General features: G+C 57.8%; 12 protein-coding genes. 9 read left to right on the top strand and 3 right to left on the bottom strand.

The genetic code is table 11. The features are described from left to right. Window positions 1-3 precede the first annotated feature (3 nt). Window positions 4-669 (top strand): O-methyltransferase, encoded by a 666-nt coding sequence (locus HWW83_RS07310; protein ID WP_096242244.1) that lies wholly within the window; start codon window positions 4-6, stop codon window positions 667-669. 185 nt (window positions 670-854) lie between these two features. On the opposite strand, the gene HWW83_RS07305 is transcribed toward HWW83_RS07310, so the two are convergent. Both HWW83_RS07305 and HWW83_RS07300 read right to left on the bottom strand, forming a co-directional pair. Continuing rightward, window positions 855-1,940, bottom strand: coding sequence for a DUF4917 family protein (locus HWW83_RS07305; protein ID WP_176589168.1), 1,086 nt, complete (start codon window positions 1,938-1,940; stop codon window positions 855-857). A gap of 8 nt (window positions 1,941-1,948) precedes the next feature. Next, window positions 1,949-2,422 carry an SLATT domain-containing protein gene (locus tag HWW83_RS07300; protein ID WP_122003826.1) on the bottom strand — a complete coding sequence of 158 codons (474 nt, stop codon included), beginning with the start codon at window positions 2,420-2,422 and terminating at the stop codon, window positions 1,949-1,951. Window positions 2,423-2,667: 245 nt separating this feature from the next. On the opposite strand from HWW83_RS07300, the gene HWW83_RS07295 reads away from it, so the two are divergent. The 8 genes from HWW83_RS07295 (at window position 2,668) to HWW83_RS07260 (ending at window position 11,951) form a co-directional block, all read left to right on the top strand. Next, window positions 2,668-3,717: a dipeptidase gene (locus HWW83_RS07295; RefSeq protein WP_099783079.1), complete on the top strand. Its 1,050-nt coding sequence runs from the start codon at window positions 2,668-2,670 to the stop codon at window positions 3,715-3,717. Window positions 3,718-3,834: 117 nt separating this feature from the next. Further along, window positions 3,835-3,912, top strand: a complete 78-nt coding sequence (pqqA, locus tag HWW83_RS07290; RefSeq protein WP_004937827.1) for a pyrroloquinoline quinone precursor peptide PqqA — start codon at window positions 3,835-3,837, stop codon at window positions 3,910-3,912. A gap of 58 nt (window positions 3,913-3,970) precedes the next feature. Continuing rightward, window positions 3,971-4,882 (top strand): pyrroloquinoline quinone biosynthesis protein PqqB, encoded by a 912-nt coding sequence (gene pqqB, locus HWW83_RS07285; RefSeq protein ID WP_033643061.1) that lies wholly within the window; start codon window positions 3,971-3,973, stop codon window positions 4,880-4,882. A 9-nt stretch (window positions 4,883-4,891) separates the two neighbouring features. Next, the gene (gene pqqC, locus HWW83_RS07280) at window positions 4,892-5,647 is read left to right on the top strand and encodes a pyrroloquinoline-quinone synthase PqqC (RefSeq protein ID WP_033643060.1); all 756 of its coding nucleotides are present in this window, start codon (window positions 4,892-4,894) and stop codon (window positions 5,645-5,647) included. Then, window positions 5,647-5,925: a pyrroloquinoline quinone biosynthesis peptide chaperone PqqD gene (gene pqqD, locus HWW83_RS07275; RefSeq protein ID WP_033643059.1), complete on the top strand. Its 279-nt coding sequence runs from the start codon at window positions 5,647-5,649 to the stop codon at window positions 5,923-5,925. Before pqqC ends, pqqD begins: the two co-directional genes overlap by 1 nt. Further along, window positions 5,918-7,054: a pyrroloquinoline quinone biosynthesis protein PqqE gene (pqqE, locus tag HWW83_RS07270; RefSeq protein WP_033643058.1), complete on the top strand. Its 1,137-nt coding sequence runs from the start codon at window positions 5,918-5,920 to the stop codon at window positions 7,052-7,054. The genes pqqD and pqqE overlap by 8 nt, the downstream gene beginning before the upstream one ends. Before the next feature lie 2 nt (window positions 7,055-7,056). Next, complete coding sequence (gene pqqF, locus HWW83_RS07265; RefSeq protein WP_176589167.1) at window positions 7,057-9,366, top strand: pyrroloquinoline quinone biosynthesis protein PqqF; 2,310 nt, start codon at window positions 7,057-7,059, stop codon at window positions 9,364-9,366. Between the two features lie 149 nt (window positions 9,367-9,515). Next, a complete protein-coding gene (locus HWW83_RS07260) occupies window positions 9,516-11,951 on the top strand; it encodes a glucose/quinate/shikimate family membrane-bound PQQ-dependent dehydrogenase (protein ID WP_033643055.1) in 2,436 nt (811 codons plus the stop codon). 444 nt (window positions 11,952-12,395) lie between these two features. On the opposite strand, the gene HWW83_RS07255 is transcribed toward HWW83_RS07260, so the two are convergent. Next, window positions 12,396-15,326 carry an autotransporter domain-containing protein gene (locus HWW83_RS07255; protein WP_233788444.1) on the bottom strand — a complete coding sequence of 977 codons (2,931 nt, stop codon included), beginning with the start codon at window positions 15,324-15,326 and terminating at the stop codon, window positions 12,396-12,398. Between the last annotated feature and the right edge of the window lie 827 nt (window positions 15,327-16,153).

The following is a 16,153-nucleotide window of genomic DNA, read 5'->3' as shown; positions in this document are numbered from 1 at the left end:
GCCATGAGTACCCTGACCACTGCCCCCTTAGCGCCGCTGCTAAGCCGCCTGTTTCAACAGGCATCCCGCCGCTCGCCGGCGCTTGCCGCCCTGTTCCGCGACGTGCCGGACGCAGAGCAAAGCCGGCTGATGCAGAGCAAAACCGAGTATCGCGAACTCTACCACCGCCTGAAGGATTTCCCGCTGGCCGTGTCGCCGGCAACCGGCGCATTGCTGTATATGTTGGCGCGCGGTTGCCGGGCGCAAAACATCGTCGAATTCGGCACGTCGTTCGGCATTTCTACTCTGCACCTGGCCGCCGCACTGCGCGATAATGGCGGCGGCCGATTGATTACCTGCGAGTTTGAACCGAGCAAAGCGGTGCAGGCGCGCAACAACCTGACTGAAGGCGGCGTCGTCGATCTGGTGGAGATCCGCGTCGGCGACGCCCTGGAAACGCTGCGCGACGATCTGCCGGCCACGGTCGATCTGCTGTTGCTCGACGGCGCCAAGGGACTTTACCCCGATATCCTCGCGCTGCTGGAAAATCGTCTGCGCCCCGGCGCGCTGATCGTCGCCGATAACGCCGATGACAGCCCAGATTATCTGGCGCGCGTGCGTTCTCCGGCGTCGGGTTATCTCTCCACGCCGTTCGCGGATGACGTCGAGCTGTCGATACGCCTTTTATAAAAAATTCCAATACAGTTTGGAATTACCAGTAAGTTAGAGAACGGAAGTATTGACTCCTCCAACTGATAAGTTATGAAATAAAATTCATCAGATTTATAACACCCAATTTATCCGTCAGGAGCTCCTGGCGGATAAATTAAATCTATTTTAAACTATTCTTGATAGCTTCTATTTAATGATGGATTTTAGTCATAAAACCTTCTTAAGCTGGTTAGTTTCTCGCCCTCTTTTAGATCGATTTTGAAGTCAAATTCACCACAATCAGGTGACTTTCTAGAGGGATTATTCCAGACTCCAGGGCTTTCGGCATCAAAAAAAATAACATCTTGAACACCAATGCGAGAAAATATTCTTTTAACTCTTTCCATATACTCTTTATCTTCGCGAAAAACAGAAACCGCCACCCTAGATAATTCAGCTTTTTTTATTTGCTCAATGATATGCTGATCTTGCTGTCCAATACTCCAACCATATATAACCAATTTAGATTCCAGATTGGGTAGAACCTCATAAAACACCCTATCTAAATAACTGCTATTTGATATTGACCTAACTTTATCATCTTGTCGCCCCTCACAGACGAATACTGGAATAAAGGCATTTTTTTCCCAGCAGGATAAAATTTCGTTCAAAAGATCATGGGTGTAAAGATCAGGCCTGGTTATTATTTTTCTGGTCAAAAAGTCCTCTCTATGAAGGACTAGATTACCATGAGGATAAAAAAACAGTGTAGCCCCCGACGCCTCACCAATTGGCTCGAGGTATTTCTCCCAATCCTCATCCAGATAATAAGGAGTAAAGCAATCCTTGAACCATCGTCCTAGTTCATGATTGCCAAGCATTGCCGCCCAATATACGATAAGGTCATAATTAAGTGATGCTACAGTTTTAAATAACCTCATGAAATTATAAATACTTGGTAGATGCGGAAGCGCCTCGCTGTAAGAGATGTGAATATCACGGAGTGTTCTTATCAATGCATCTCTAATGTTTATATATGCTGAATCTATTAATGTGCAGTCAATATTCAAAACCTGATTAACTTGCTTAGCTTGCAATAGGTTTCGCAAGACAAATTCAAAATCATTTGCTTTGAAACTTTTGAATACACTGACTGAAAAGGCATTGAGATAATCACGGTGTTGTGCTTCTAGATATAACGAATCGTAATTAAATGAGTCTGATACGGCAATGCTTGCGCCATTACCTAAAATCAGACTGCCCGATAAAAAATGTTGCTCTATATCTTCCCATTTGTTGATCTTTTCCATTTCCATCCTTAGATACCACGATTTTTCAATGCAGATTTAGGTGTTAAGGGAGAGTTTTGAGAAATGTATTCCCATTCAATTCTCAAAACTTTAAGCTTTATGTCTAGCGCATCATCATCGAGCTTATCTTTTTTTGCGTGCAGATTTTCCAATTGTCGCCTTAGCTTTCCATAGTTTCCTGCCGCCGCACGATGTAATTCAGCTTTTTCTGAAAAGCGTCCAAATGAAACAAGTCCGGACAATGCTGCAGAAAGAATACTCATAGTGACTAGCATGAATTTCCACCATCCCTGCGCATCGAAGAAAAGGCATCCAGTAACAATCGTGGAACTCAGGATTAGGGCATACCCTGTTAGATCTGCTTTATTGTACAATTTTTCCGAACATACATAATGTCCTCGTTGCGCATTATATAAACGTTCATGCCAATCACTCATGAGTTCTATACGATTCTTGTAATCGTTCAGCTCCAGTCTATTCAAAGCCCCTCCCTAGTCAAAAAATTGAAATATGCAGTTTTAACTATAAGCAGTAAAATTAAATCCCTTCGAAGGGAAAGTTTAAAAATTTGACAACGACGTTTAAATATTGCCATGGAGCTCACTTAAAGAAAAGTTTTTACCAGTCAATTTTAGGCCTGATTGGTATCCAGTAAATCGTGAATGCTTGTTAACCATCATCCAATCAGGGAATATACGTGCATGATGCCTGACACAGTGAAACGCCCATGACGCTTCCCCCCCTTTGGCCGGTGTTCGACGGCCATAACGATCTGCTGCTCAACCTGTGGCTGCAGCACGATGACGATCCGGTCACCGCCTTTTATTCGCACGTCACGCCGGGCCACCTCGACTTTCCACGCATGCGGCGCGGCGGATTCTGCGGCGGGCTGTTCGCGGTGTTTATTCCTCCGGTCAGCTATATCGCCCAAATGCGTAATCAAACGCTGGAGGAAGCGCAGGCCGCGTTCGATCCGCTGGCGATAGCCGAACGGCAGATAGCCATCCTGCACCAGTTGGAACGTGCCTCTCAGGGGCAGTTGCGTCTCTGCCGCACGGCTACCGAGATAGAACAGTGCCGCCTCGACGGGCAAATCGCCGCGGTGCTGCATATCGAAGGTGCCGGCATGATCGACGCGGCGCTGACGCAGCTGGCGGCCTTCTACCGGCTGGGCGTGCGCAGCATCGGGCCCTTCTGGAATCTGCCGAACGCCTTCGGCACCGGCGTCAGCGGGCCGTTCCCCGGATCACCCGATACCGGCCCCGGCCTGACGCCGGCCGGTGAAGCGCTGATCCGCGCCTGCAACCAGCGCCGCATCATGATTGACGTCTCGCACATGAACGAGAAAACCTTCTGGCAAACCGCCGCGTTGAGCACCGCACCGCTGGTCGCCACCCATTCCAATGCCCACGCCCTCTGCCCGCAGCCGCGCAACCTGACCGACGCGCAGCTGGACGCTATCGCCCAGAGCGACGGTATGGTCGGCGTCAATTTCGGCACCGCCTTCCTGCGGGCTGACGGAAAACGTGACAGTGCAACGACCGGCTTAACAGAAATTGTTAAACACGTTGAGTATTTGATCGCTAAACTTGGTGAAGATCGCGTGGGATTTGGCTCTGATTTTGACGGGGTTAACGTACCGCAACCGTTGGAGGACGCCGCAGGCCTGCCGCGCCTGACGCAAGCGCTCAAGCAGGCGGGGTTTGACGACCGGCTGCTGGAGAAGCTGACCTGGCGCAACTGGCTGAACGTGCTCTCCGCCACCTGGGGTGAATAACCCGGTTACGCTTTAACGGTTGCGATCTCCGTCACATTTCGTCAACATTGAGCCAGCCGAATGCGAATTTTTCTCATTGGCTTCGAACTATCACGATGCATGCAAAGGAGCACCGCTATGACTACCTGGACCAAACCTGAGTTTGTTGACCTGCGTCTGGGGCTGGAAGTGACGCTGTACATTTCCAACCGTTAATCGCCTGTCTGCCCGCCTTTCGCGCGGGCATTTCTTTCCTTCTTTTTCTGGTTCAGACATGCAGATAAAAGTTCTCGGCTCGGCAGCGGGCGGCGGCTTTCCCCAGTGGAATTGCAACTGCGACAACTGCCGGGGCGTTCGCAGCCACAGCATCAACGCCACGCGCCGCACGCAGTCTTCCATCGCCGTCAGCGACGACGGTAAAAACTGGGTGCTGTGCAACGTTTCCCCGGACATTTGCCATCAGCTGCTGGCCTCGCCCGAATTGAACAATCCCGACGTGCTGCGCGGCACCGGCATCGGCGCGATCGTGCTGACCGACAGCCAGATCGATCACAGCGCGGGCTTGCTCAATTTGCGTGAGGGCTGCCCGCATCAGGTCTGGTGCACCCCCGAAGTGCACGACGATCTCAGCACCGGTTTCCCTGTGTTTCCCATGCTCTCTCACTGGAACGGCGGGTTAATCCATCACCCTGTGACGCCCGGCGAACCGTTCCACACGGCGGTCTGCCCAAACGTGCGCTTCACCGCCATTCCGCTGCTCAGCAACGCGCCGCCCTATTCGCCGTACCGCGATCGCCCGCTGCCGGGCCACAACGTGGCGCTGTTTATCGAAGATACCGCGCGCGGGGTCGGTCTGCTGTACGCGCCGGGCCTGGGTGAGCCGGACGAGGCTTTGATGCCCTGGCTGCGCCGGGCGGATTGCCTGCTGATCGACGGCACGCTCTGGCGCGACAACGAGCTAGCCAACGCCGGCGTGGGGCGCAATACCGGCAAAGACATGGGGCACCTGGCACTGGCGGAAGAGCACGGGCTGGCGGCCCTGCTCAGCACCTTGCCCGCCAAACGCAAGATCTTGATCCACATTAACAATACCAACCCGATCCTCAATGAAGACTCCGCGGAACGGCAGAGCCTGAGCGCCGCCGGCATCGAAGTGAGCTGGGACGGCATGAATATCGAACTGTAGGGAATCGCCATGACGCAACCACTCCCCCTGACTCCGCAGGCATTTGAAGCGGCGCTGCGCGCCAAAGGCGCTTATTATCATATCCACCACCCGTATCACATCGCGATGCACAACGGCGAAGCGACCCGTGAGCAGATCCAGGGCTGGGTGGCCAACCGTTTCTACTATCAGACCAGCATTCCGATCAAGGATGCGGCGATCATGGCCAACTGCCCGCAGCCGGAAACCCGTCGCAAATGGGTGCAGCGCATTCTGGATCACGACGGTTACGGCGGCAGCGAAGGCGGCATCGAGGCCTGGCTGCGCCTCGGCGAGGCGGTTGGGCTGCAGCGCGACGCCCTGCTATCCGAGCAACTGGTGCTGCCCGGCGTGCGTTTCGCGGTGGATGCCTACGTCAACTTCGCGCGCCGCGCCTGTTGGCAGGAAGCGGCCTGCAGCTCGCTGACCGAATTGTTTGCGCCGCAGATCCACCAGTCGCGCCTCGACAGCTGGCCGCAGCACTACCCGTGGATTGACGCCGCCGGCTACGGCTATTTCCGCAGTCGCCTCGGCCAGGCTAACCGCGACGTGGAGCACGGGCTGGCGCTGGCGCTGGACTATTGCGATACCGTTGAAAAACAGCAGCGCATGCTGGAAATCCTGCAGTTCAAGCTGGATATTTTGTGGAGCATGCTGGACGCCATGAGCATGGCCTATACCCTGAACCGCCCGCCTTACCACAGCGTGACCGCCGCGCGGGTCTGGCACAATCAGAGGCTGGTGTAATGACACTGAATCCTGAACACACCCCCGTCTTCCGCCGCGGCTACCGCCTGCAATGGGAGCAGGTGCAAAACAGCCACGTGATCCTCTACCCGGAAGGCATGGCCAAACTGAACGACAGCGCCGCCGCCATCCTGCAGCTGGTTGACGGCAACACCACGCTGAACGGCATCATCGCGCAGCTGAACGCCCGCTTCCCCGGTGCCGAGGGGTTGGCGGACGACGTGCTGGCGTTTTTCCAGCGCGCCTACGAACAAAAATGGGTGACCTTCCGTGACTGAGCCACGCGCGCCGGCGGTAAATCCGCCGCTCTGGCTGCTGGCGGAGCTGACCTATCGCTGCCCGCTGCAGTGCCCCTATTGCTCCAACCCGCTCGACTTTGCCGCGCAGGAAAAAGAGCTGACGACCGAGCAATGGATCGCGGTGTTTCGCCAGGCGCGGGCGATGGGCAGCGTACAGCTCGGTTTCTCCGGCGGCGAGCCGTTGGTGCGTAAAGACCTGCCCGAGCTGATCGCCGCCGCGCGCGATCTCGGGTTTTACACCAACCTGATCACCTCCGGCATCGGCCTGACCGAGAAAAAGCTGCAGACCTTCGCCGACGCCGGGCTGGATCATATTCAGATCAGTTTTCAGGCCAGCGACGAAACGCTGAACGCCGCGCTGGCGGGCTCCGCCAAGGCGTTTCAGCAGAAGCTGGCGATGGCCAAGGCGGTCAAGGCGCTCGGCTATCCGATGGTGCTTAACTTCGTCTTGCATCGCCATAATATCGGCCAGATCGACCGCATCATCGAACTGGCGATCCAGCTGGATGCCGACGACGTCGAGCTGGCGACCTGCCAGTTCTACGGCTGGGCGCACCTGAACCGTGAAGGCCTGCTGCCGACCCGCGAACAGATCGCCGATGCTGAAGCCGTGGTGAAACGCTATCGCGAGCGCATGGCTGCCGACGGCAAGCTGGCCAACCTGCTGTTCGTCACGCCGGATTACTATGAGGAACGCCCCAAAGGCTGCATGGGCGGTTGGGGGGCTATTTTCATGAGCGTGACGCCGGAAGGCATGGCGTTACCCTGTCACAGCGCCCGCCAGTTGCCGATCGCCTTTCCGTCGGTGCTGGAGCACGATCTGCAGCATATCTGGTATCACTCCTTCGGCTTTAACCGCTATCGCGGCTATGACTGGATGCCTGAGCCCTGCCGTTCCTGTTCGGAGAAAGAGAAAGACTACGGCGGCTGCCGCTGCCAGGCGTTCATGCTGACCGGCGACGCCGACAACGCCGATCCGGTGTGCGGCAAGTCGCCGCACCATGGCACCATTCTGGCGGCGCGTGAAGCGGCGAATCGCTCGCAGATCGGCATCGATCAGCTGCGTTTTCGCAATCAGACCAACTCCCGATTGATCTTCAAGGGCTGACGATGACACTCGCCGCCTCGTGGCAGCTCGATAACGGTTTGGCCGTCAGGGCGATTAGCACCCCTGACGCCGAGGCCGCCGCCGCGCTGGTGCGCATCGAGGCGGGCAGCTTTCAGGCGCCTGCCGCCTGGCCGGGCCTGGCGCATCTGCTGGAGCATATGCTGTTTCGCGGCAGCGTGAACTTTAGCGCGCAGGATGGGCTGATGGGCTGGACGCCGGCGGTCGGCGGCCGGTTAAACGCCACGACCCAGGCCACGCAAACCGCGTTTTTCTTTGAGGTGGGCGCCGAACAGCTGGCGGAGGGGTTGGCCAGGCTGATCGATATGCTCGCCGTCCCACAGCTGGCGGCTGAGGTAATCGCCCAGGAGATCGAGGTCATCGACGCCGAATATCGCCTGCTGCGCGCCGACGTTGAAACCCGCTGCGAAGCGGCGCAGCGGCAGATGTTCAGCGGCATTGACGCGTTGCACCGCTTTCATATCGGCAGCCGCGCCGCTTTCGGCAGCGATATTCCCGCGTTGCAGCGGGTGCTGCGGCAGTTTCACCACCACTATTACCGCGCGCCGAACATCACGCTGTGGCTGCAAGGCCCGCAATCGCTCGAGCAGTTGCATGCGCTGGCGCAGCGCTACGGCGGCGCCTTGCCGCCGGGCAGCATCGAGCCGCCCGAGGCATTGCCGCCGCTGGCCGCCGGGCAAGATTACACGCTGTCTCTCCCCGGCGCGCCGCAGCTGCGGTTGGTGTTTGCCCTGCCGCACTCCCGTTCACGCGGCTGGCTGCGGCGGCTGGAGCGTTTATTGCTGGACGAAGCCCCTGGCGGGCTGCTGGCACGGCTGCGCGCTCACGCGTGGGCCGACGCCGTTAGGCTGGATTACGCCCGCTGCGCTGAAAACAGCGCCCTGCTGAGTTTTATTTTTACCGTCAATCACGGCTCGGCGTCTGAAGCCGCCCACATCGAAAGCGCCTTGCTGGCCTGGTTGCAGGCGCTTATCGCGCTGACACCGGCTCAGCTTGCGCATTTCGGGCAACTGGCAAACCGCGATTTCCACCGTTTGGCGCCGCTCGATCAGTTGCGCGCCAGAGCATTTGGGCTGCCGCCGGTGGAGCCGAACGACGATTGGCCACGGCATATTTCGGCGCTGATTAGCGCGCCGCATCGCCGTCTGGCCATGCTGCCTGAGGGAGGCGGTGAAACGCGTGAAATTCAAGGGCTGCCGTTGGCGCTCGCGCCCTTCGTCCGCACCGTGCCGACGCCCACAATAGATCCTTTCCGCTTTTTCTCCACCTCGGCGGCGCTGCCGATCCCGCCCCTGCCGGCCGGCCAGGCGCCGCTGCGGCATCTGCACCCCGACGAAGCGCAGCCGGTGCTGCTGCTGCGCCCATCGCCGCATGGCGCTCTCAGCGAAGAACAGGCCTGTGGTTTGCAGGCGGCATTGCGCCCTGGAGCGGCCGAGTTAGCCCATCGGGAGGGACATTTAAGCTTCGAGCGCCACCAGGGCGTGTGGTTGTTACAGCTGGCGGGCAGCGCAGCGCTGATCTGCCACGGTCTGAACGTCGTGAATCGAGCCCTGGCGGCGCTGCCGCCGGCCGTCATCAACGAGGCGGCGAGAAACCTGCGCCACGCGCAGCTCAAAGCGCAAAACGATATCGCCATTCGCCGCCTGTTAGCCCAATTGCCGGCGGCGTTGAGCGTATCAACGGCAACGGCCCCACTCTGGCATGCCACCCTGGTCGGCGGCGACGGCGAGTTAAAACGGCGGCTGTCGCATTTGCTGTATGACTTTCCTTTTCCCATAACCGACGAGGCTCAGCGGCCGGCGCCTCTGCATCACCACCCCGTCACCCTGACGGAAAGCGGCGCAGAACACGCCTTGCTGCAATTTTACCCGCTGCCGAACGACGAAGCCGAAGGGCGTTGGGCGCTGCGCGTGCTGGCCCGGCTTTACGCGCCGCGTTACTTCCAGCAGTTGCGCGTCGAGCGCAACGTGGGTTACGTGGTGCAATGCGCCTTTCATCGCAGCGCCGATGCCGAAGGCCTGCTGTTTGCACTGCAATCCCCGACGTTCGCCGTTGCGCAGCTGCGGCAGTTAACCGACGAATTCTTGCTGCAGATGCGCCATGAACTGGCGCACCTCGGCGCCGGCGAACTGGCGCTGGCGCAACAGGCGCTGCGGCAAAGCGTGCAGCGCCTCAGCGCCGAGCCGTTGCAACGCGCCCGGGAAATCGCCCTGGAAAATCGCCACCGGGTGGCGCAGGTTGCCTCTCTGCCTGCCGCGCAGCTCGTACACTGGCAGAAACGGATATTCCTCTAAGCCAAACCGAGGTTGTGCCGATAACGTCGGCTTTTCCCTCATAAATGCAGTTACATATCCTTAACAAGCGCACCTCCATCAATGTTACAATAGTCGCCAATAACGACCTTTTCACCTTTAAGAATCAGTATGTTATTGGAGATTATTCAATGTCAGATGCCAATGCACGTTCGGGCATAAAACTTACGCTGTGGTGTTGCCTGTTGGGCATCATCCTGGCCGCCACCGGCCTGTTCTTCACCGTCGCCGGCGGCAAACTGCTCTCGCTGGGCGGCAGCGCCTACTTCCTGATTGCCGGCCTCGTCATCCTGCTGTCGGCCATTCAGTTTTTCCGCCGCAAGTCCTCAGCGGTTTGGCTGTTCCTGGCGGTGTTCATCAGCACCGTCATTTGGGCGCCGTTGGACGCCGGTTTTGATTTTTGGCCGTTGATTTCCCGCCTGATGGTGCCGACCGGCCTGATGCTGCTGGCCTTCCTCACCTGGCCGGCGCTGCGCAAGCGCGAAGGCAAAGCGCCGTTGGCCAAGCCGGCTTACCTGCTCTCCGCCTTGCTGGCGGTCGGCATGGTCGGCGCCTTTGTCCAAATGTTCCAGCCGCATCCCACCGTTGCCTTCAGCGGCCAGCCGCTGCCGCTGATCCCGGTTGATAAAGCGCAACAGCAGAAAGATTGGGATAACTACGGCAATACGCCGGGCGGCAGCCGTTTCGTCGCGCTGGATCAGATCACCCGCGATAACGTGCGGGAGCTGAAAGTCGCCTGGACGTTCCATACGGGTGACATCCCTATCAGCCCTGATGGCAACGGCGCGGAAGATCAGCAAACGCCGCTGCAGATCGGCAACCGCATTTTCCTGTGCACGCCGCATAACAATGTGATCGCCGTCGACGCCGACAGCGGCAAAGAAATTTGGCGGCGAGAAGTCAACGCCAAGTCGCAGGTATGGAACCGCTGTCGCGGCCTGGCCTACTTCGACGTCAACAAGCCGTTGCCCGCGCCGAGCGTGCCGGGTTCAACCCCCGCCGCGCCCGTCGCGCTGGCGGCCGGTGACAGCTGCCAACGACGCATATTGATGAACACCATCGACGCGCGCCTGATGGCGATTAACGCCGACAACGGCGAATTCTGCCAACACTTCGGCAACCAGGGCGTGGTGGACCTGAAGGCCGGTCTGGGCGACGCCGCCGATCCTAAATATCAACTGACGTCAGCGCCGACGCTGGCCGGCACCACCGTGGTGGTCGGCGGGCGCGTTGCCGATAACGTGCAAACCGATATGCCCGGCGGCGTGCTGCGCGGCTTCAACGTGATCACCGGCGAAATGCGCTGGGCGTTTGACCCGGGCAATCCGCAGCCGAACGCTGCCCTGAAACCGGATCAACACTTCGTGCGCAGCACCCCGAACTCCTGGGCGCCGATGTCGTACGATCCGGCGATGAACACGGTCTTCCTGCCGATGGGCAGCTCCTCCGTCGATCTGTGGGGCGCCAACCGCAACGCGCTGGATCACCGATACGGCGCCTCGGTGCTGGCGCTCGACGCGACCACCGGCAAAGAGAAATGGGTCTATCAGACCGTGCATAACGATCTGTGGGACTTCGATCTGCCGATGCAGCCCAGCCTGCTCGACTTCCCGATGCAGGACGGCACCACCCGCCCTGCGTTGGTTATCGGCACCAAAAGCGGGCAGATCTTCGTGCTGGATCGCCATACCGGCAAACCGCTGACCGAAGTGAAGGAACTGCCGGTGAAGACCCGCACCATTCCGGGCGAGCAATATTCCGCCACGCAGCCGTTCTCCGTCGGCATGCCGCAGATTGGCGCGCAGAAGCTCAGCGAGTCCGACATGTGGGGCGCTACGCCATTCGATCAATTGATGTGCCGCATCAGCTTTAAATCGATGCGTTATGACGGCCTGTTCACCGCGCCGGACACCGACGTTTCCCTCAGCTTCCCCGGCTCGCTGGGCGGCATGAACTGGGGCGGTCTCTCTACCGATCCGAACAACCGTTATATTTTCGCCAACGATATGCGTCTGGGTCTGTGGGTGCAGATGATCCCGCAGAAAGCCGACGCAGGCGCGCCGGCCGGCAACGGCGGTGAAGCCGTGAATACCGGCATGGGCGCGGTCCCGCTCAAAGGCACGCCGTATGCCGTCAATAAGAATCGCTTCATGTCGCCGCTGGGCATTCCTTGCCAAAAACCGCCGTTCGGCACCCTCTCCGCCATCGATTTGCAGACGCGCAAAGTGGTGTGGCAGGTTCCGGTAGGAACGGTGCAGGATACCGGGCCGTTCGGCATCAAAATGCGCGCGCAGATGCCGGTCGGCATGCCGACGCTGGGCGGCACGCTAGCGACTCAAGGCGGCCTGGTGTTTATCGCCGGTACGCAGGATTATTATCTGCGCGCCTTTGATTCGTCCACCGGGCAAGAGCTGTGGAAAGCGCGCTTGCCGGTCGGCAGCGGCGGCACGCCGATGAGTTACGTCTCGCCGACCACCGGTAAGCAGTATGTCGTCATTTCCGCCGGCGGCGCACGTCAGTCGCCGGATCGTGGTGATTACGTCATCGCCTACGCGCTGGATAAATAATCGCCGGAACGCCGGTTAAATAAAGCGGCGCACCGCGCTCAATGGGCATTTAGAGGGAGACGTTGCATGACGTCTCCTTTTTTTTGGGTTTATTGCCTGAACAGCAGAATATTAACCATCCGTTTCATTTTCATCCCTTTTCTTCTATTTCTCTTACGGCGATACAGCGCGCGCCACCGGCGCCGGTGATACTCACAGGCAATTGATATGTATAAGGTAAAAAATAATAAAATGAAGAGAAATTCCATGTTTCGGCCTAAATCCTTTTAGTCATTTCAGATGATTATCATCAATTTTTCTAACCAAAAGAATTAGAAACATCCTGTTCTAACGCGCCTTTATCCTGTGAAGACACCGCCGCCCGGCCTGTCGCTTCCGCGCGCCCCATAAAAAACCCCCATCGTTGCGATGGGGGCTGAGTAGCGTGAAACGGATCAACGGCTATCAGAAGCGCCAGGTCAGACCGGCATTGACGCTGTTGTCCTGATGGTTGGACGACAATTGCCCGCCGTAACCGAGGGACAACACGGCGTTTTTGTTAACCCAAACATCGACGCCCGCCTTCAGAACCGCCCCGTCACGGGAAACGGGGACGCTGTTCACGTCGAACGCCGCATCGCTGCGTTTGAACATCAGCTGTGTTTTACGCTCCAGCTTGCCGTACTGATGTTGCCAACCCAGCTCGCCGCGCAGCGCGATCGCCACGCTGTCGGTCTGCCATTGCGTATCGGCGCGCAGGCCCAGCGTCGAAGCGGTGGCGGACTGACTTTGCTTATCGCCGCGCAGCGCCGCCGCTCCGCCTTGCTCGTTGATCCCCTCGTTGCGATAGTGGGTGTACGCCAGGTTGGCGAACGGCTCAAGATTGACCACGTCGTTGCTCCAATCGTAACCGCTTTCGATAAACAGCTGACCGGTGCGCGCGTTATAGCGGGCCTTTTCGCGATCCGCCTGCGCGCCGTAGTTTACCGAGCGTGACGTGTCGATGCGATGCCAGGTATAGGTGCCGCCCGCTCGCAGCGCCAACGCGCCGAAACGTTTGTCGCCGTACAGCCCCAGATGGTAGTTGTCGCTGTGAGCATCTGACTGATAGCCGCCATCCAGCGACGTGCGGGTATACCCGGTCATCACGCCCAGCCGGCCGTCGTCAAACAGTTCACTGTCCAGACCCAACAGCACGCCATAGGTGGATGTCTGGTAACCGGTGGCGTTGTCGTTGCCGGAAGCATGCCCCCAGTTGCCCAGCAGTTTCGCCCAGGCGCCATTATCATCCGCTTTGATATCGGAAGCGGTGCGGCGGCCTTCAGCCTGGCGCAATCGCTCGGTGGCGGTATCGCGCAAATTACGGCTTTCGTTGATCTGGGCGGAAGCCATATCCGCGTGGATCTGGCCGGACAGTTGACGGGTCGCCTGCTGCAATTCTCTGGCCGAAGTGAAGCCGAGGAAGCTTTCATAAACCGGATGGCCGGCCACGGGGCTCGTCGCTTCGGTAACGGCTGTCGCCTCGCCTTCAACGCCCTGCAGTGCGGTTAGCGCTTCAGCGGTAGGCGCCGCGACGCTGCGTTTGGCCGTTTCCGTGACCGGTTCCGTGGCGTTGAGCGTTTCCACCGCCCGGGCGACCGCTTTCTCGTTTTCGGTGCTGGCCAGGCTGTCAAAACGGGCGGCGGTGCGCGTGATCCCAAGGCCGACGTCATTGCCCTGATAGTCCAGCGTCACGTTGACAAACGGATACGAAGGATTGGCATTTTCGAAGCGGCCGGTCACGCCATCCGTCGTCGTCAGGATGGTGTATTTGTTGCCCAGCAGGCTTTGCGCCTCATTTTGCGACAGCAGGTTTTTGCTGTGCTCCAGGCTGACGTTCACACTGCCGCCGTAGAGGAAAGCGCGCCGCGCTTCGATTTTATCGCTGCGGCCATTGTCTGCGACCTCCACGTTATACTGCGAGCCGCGATCAAACACGGCGTCATGCAACACGTGCAGCGTACCGATGCCATTTCCCGGCGTCACGCTGCCGCCCCGAACCGCTCTGAACGCCCCCACCGTGCCGTCGCCGGCCAGCGTGCCGCTATTTTCGATATAGACATTGGACGCCACCGAACCGTTGATCGCCAGTACGCCCTGTTTCACCCAGGTGTCACCGCTGTAAGTATTATTGCCTAACAGCGCCAGCGTACCGGCGCCCGTTTTGGTCAACCCGCCGTGGCCGCGGATGTCATTGCTCCACGAATCGAAGTCGCATTCGCCCGACGTGCAACGCCGCTCAACCGGGGTTCCGGCTTCGACGATATTCCCCAGACCGGGGATATTCACCACAAACTGTTTTTCACTGTAGGAACCCGGCACATAGAATTCCTGCGGAATATCCTCTTGGGTGATAAACATCTTCGGCCCGTTGATCGCATCGCGTAAATTGACGCGGCCCCAGCCGAATAAATGATCAATGCCGGCCTCGCCTAAATCGGTGGCGGTGGTTTTGATGACCGCGGATATTTGAGCGGCGCTCATATAAGGGAAGCGCTGCATCAATACGGCGGCAAATCCGGTGACGTGCGGCGCCGCCATTGAGGTGCCCGACATATTTCCGTAATCGGGTTTAACCGTCAGCTCGCCCTTATTATAGGCTTCGCGGTTCACCGCCCCGCCGGTATTGGAAACCAGCTCCCCTACGCTGCTGTAAATACTGCTGCCTGGCGCTGACACGCAAAAACTGGCCGTATGTCCGCAGCTGGTTGAGGAAACGCTTAACTTATCGTTATTACTCAGATTGGTCACGATCAGATAATTGTTTAATACCTCAGGGAAAGCATAGGGAAGTGACTTTTGCGCCTCAGGAATATTGTAGTTATTGTAATTGCCTGCCGAGAAAACGATCAGTTTGCCATGCTTGGCGGCGCGCAGCAGCGTCGCCATGGCGCTGTGCCCGCCGGTGGGCACGGGTTGCTCGCTGCCCCATTCCAGGTTGGACTTATTGCGCATCACTTCATTGATGACGTCGGTTTTCACCCACGCCACATAGTCAGGCCGCCCGTTCGGCAGCCAAATGGTGTTGCCATTGGCATCCTTTCTGACCGCCGGTGGGATCCCCCAGCTGTTATTGATAACCCGGGCTGGGCTCTGGATCAGTTCTTCGCGGCCGTTGCGGTTGCCGAAGTCGTTCAACTTGGCGCCGATAATGTCCGCGTCGTAGGCGACGCCATGCATACCGGAGCCGTCTCTTTTGGCGGCTGCAATACCGGCGACATGCGTGCCATGCGTGCCGAATGACATATTATCTTGTTTATCATACGAGAAATTATAGCTGCCGTTATCCAGCCGCGTCAGTTTACCGGCAAATTCCGGATGAGAGAGAATGGCATCATCAATAACGCCAATCGTCACGCCTTTTCCGGTATAGCCTCTGGCATAGGCGAACTCGGCGGAAATAGCCTCAAGCCCCCATTGGCGATTAAATTCTGCGGTTTTCCAACTGTCGGGCGAACCTAATTGCCCTGGTTCCCGATAAGCAGCAAGAGATGAATGAAGAGATAAGCCATAACAACCCAGAAACACGCAATACGCTAACTTCAATTTTTTATTAAGTATCATTTTACGCTCCATGTTTATTTATACCCAGAAGAAAACTGACGTTTTAACTGCGCTGAAACCTCCTATGATCGTGAAACGACAGATAACGCATGCCTGCCCGACGCGGGCCGCATAAAACAGGCTGAGTGATAAAAATTCGGGCGTGCGGACATGAAGATGTCACCACGCCATACGCTTAGGGCGCAGAAGTGCAGACAGGTGGCGAATGTACGTTTGCCGGCGATAAACCCGGCGCCGTTATACCGGCACGGCTCGGCCATCCGGCCGAAGCGCGAGAATCAGGCTGTGAGTGCATCCCGCTCAATCATCCAGTTTTGTTAATGATTTTCATTCGCGAGGCTATCTTATACGTAAGCAAAGTGTCAACAGATGAAACAAAACATTTCTTGATTTGCATCATAACTTTCACCGCAAACGTCGGCGACAAGTGCGTCGGCCACCGCTGAGCCGGGCATAACATGGCGCTTTTTACCGCCCGGCATGCGGATTTTGTCAGTCATGATGCATAAGAGAGGCGGTATGACGAGTGAAAGAGCAGCAGAAAGACTGAACATTTCCTCAAAAAGAAACATCAGGTTTGATTACTTTTTTGCGATTATTAAACCGCCTGGTCGGAGCAC

Origin of the sequence: Serratia ureilytica, from assembly GCF_013375155.1 — a bacterium.
GTDB classification, from domain to species: Bacteria; Pseudomonadota; Gammaproteobacteria; order Enterobacterales; family Enterobacteriaceae; genus Serratia; species Serratia ureilytica.
Note: the sequence above shows the minus strand (reverse complement) of the source record. Positions and strands in the feature narration are given on the sequence as shown.

What these genes read in the sequence shown, in the direction of transcription:
- HWW83_RS07310 (WP_096242244.1), top strand. Translation starts at nt 4, where the DNA reads ATGAGTACCCTGACCACTGCCCCCTTAGCGCCGCTGCTAAGCCGCCTG.
- HWW83_RS07305 (WP_176589168.1), bottom strand. Translation starts at nt 1,940, where the DNA reads ATGGAAAAGATCAACAAATGGGAAGATATAGAGCAACATTTTTTATCG.
- HWW83_RS07295 (WP_099783079.1), top strand. Translation starts at nt 2,668, where the DNA reads ATGACGCTTCCCCCCCTTTGGCCGGTGTTCGACGGCCATAACGATCTG.
- pqqA (WP_004937827.1), top strand. Translation starts at nt 3,835, where the DNA reads ATGACTACCTGGACCAAACCTGAGTTTGTTGACCTGCGTCTGGGGCTG.
- pqqB (WP_033643061.1), top strand. Translation starts at nt 3,971, where the DNA reads ATGCAGATAAAAGTTCTCGGCTCGGCAGCGGGCGGCGGCTTTCCCCAG.
- pqqC (WP_033643060.1), top strand. Translation starts at nt 4,892, where the DNA reads ATGACGCAACCACTCCCCCTGACTCCGCAGGCATTTGAAGCGGCGCTG.
- pqqD (WP_033643059.1), top strand. Translation starts at nt 5,647, where the DNA reads ATGACACTGAATCCTGAACACACCCCCGTCTTCCGCCGCGGCTACCGC.
- pqqF (WP_176589167.1), top strand. Translation starts at nt 7,057, where the DNA reads ATGACACTCGCCGCCTCGTGGCAGCTCGATAACGGTTTGGCCGTCAGG.
- HWW83_RS07260 (WP_033643055.1), top strand. Translation starts at nt 9,516, where the DNA reads ATGTCAGATGCCAATGCACGTTCGGGCATAAAACTTACGCTGTGGTGT.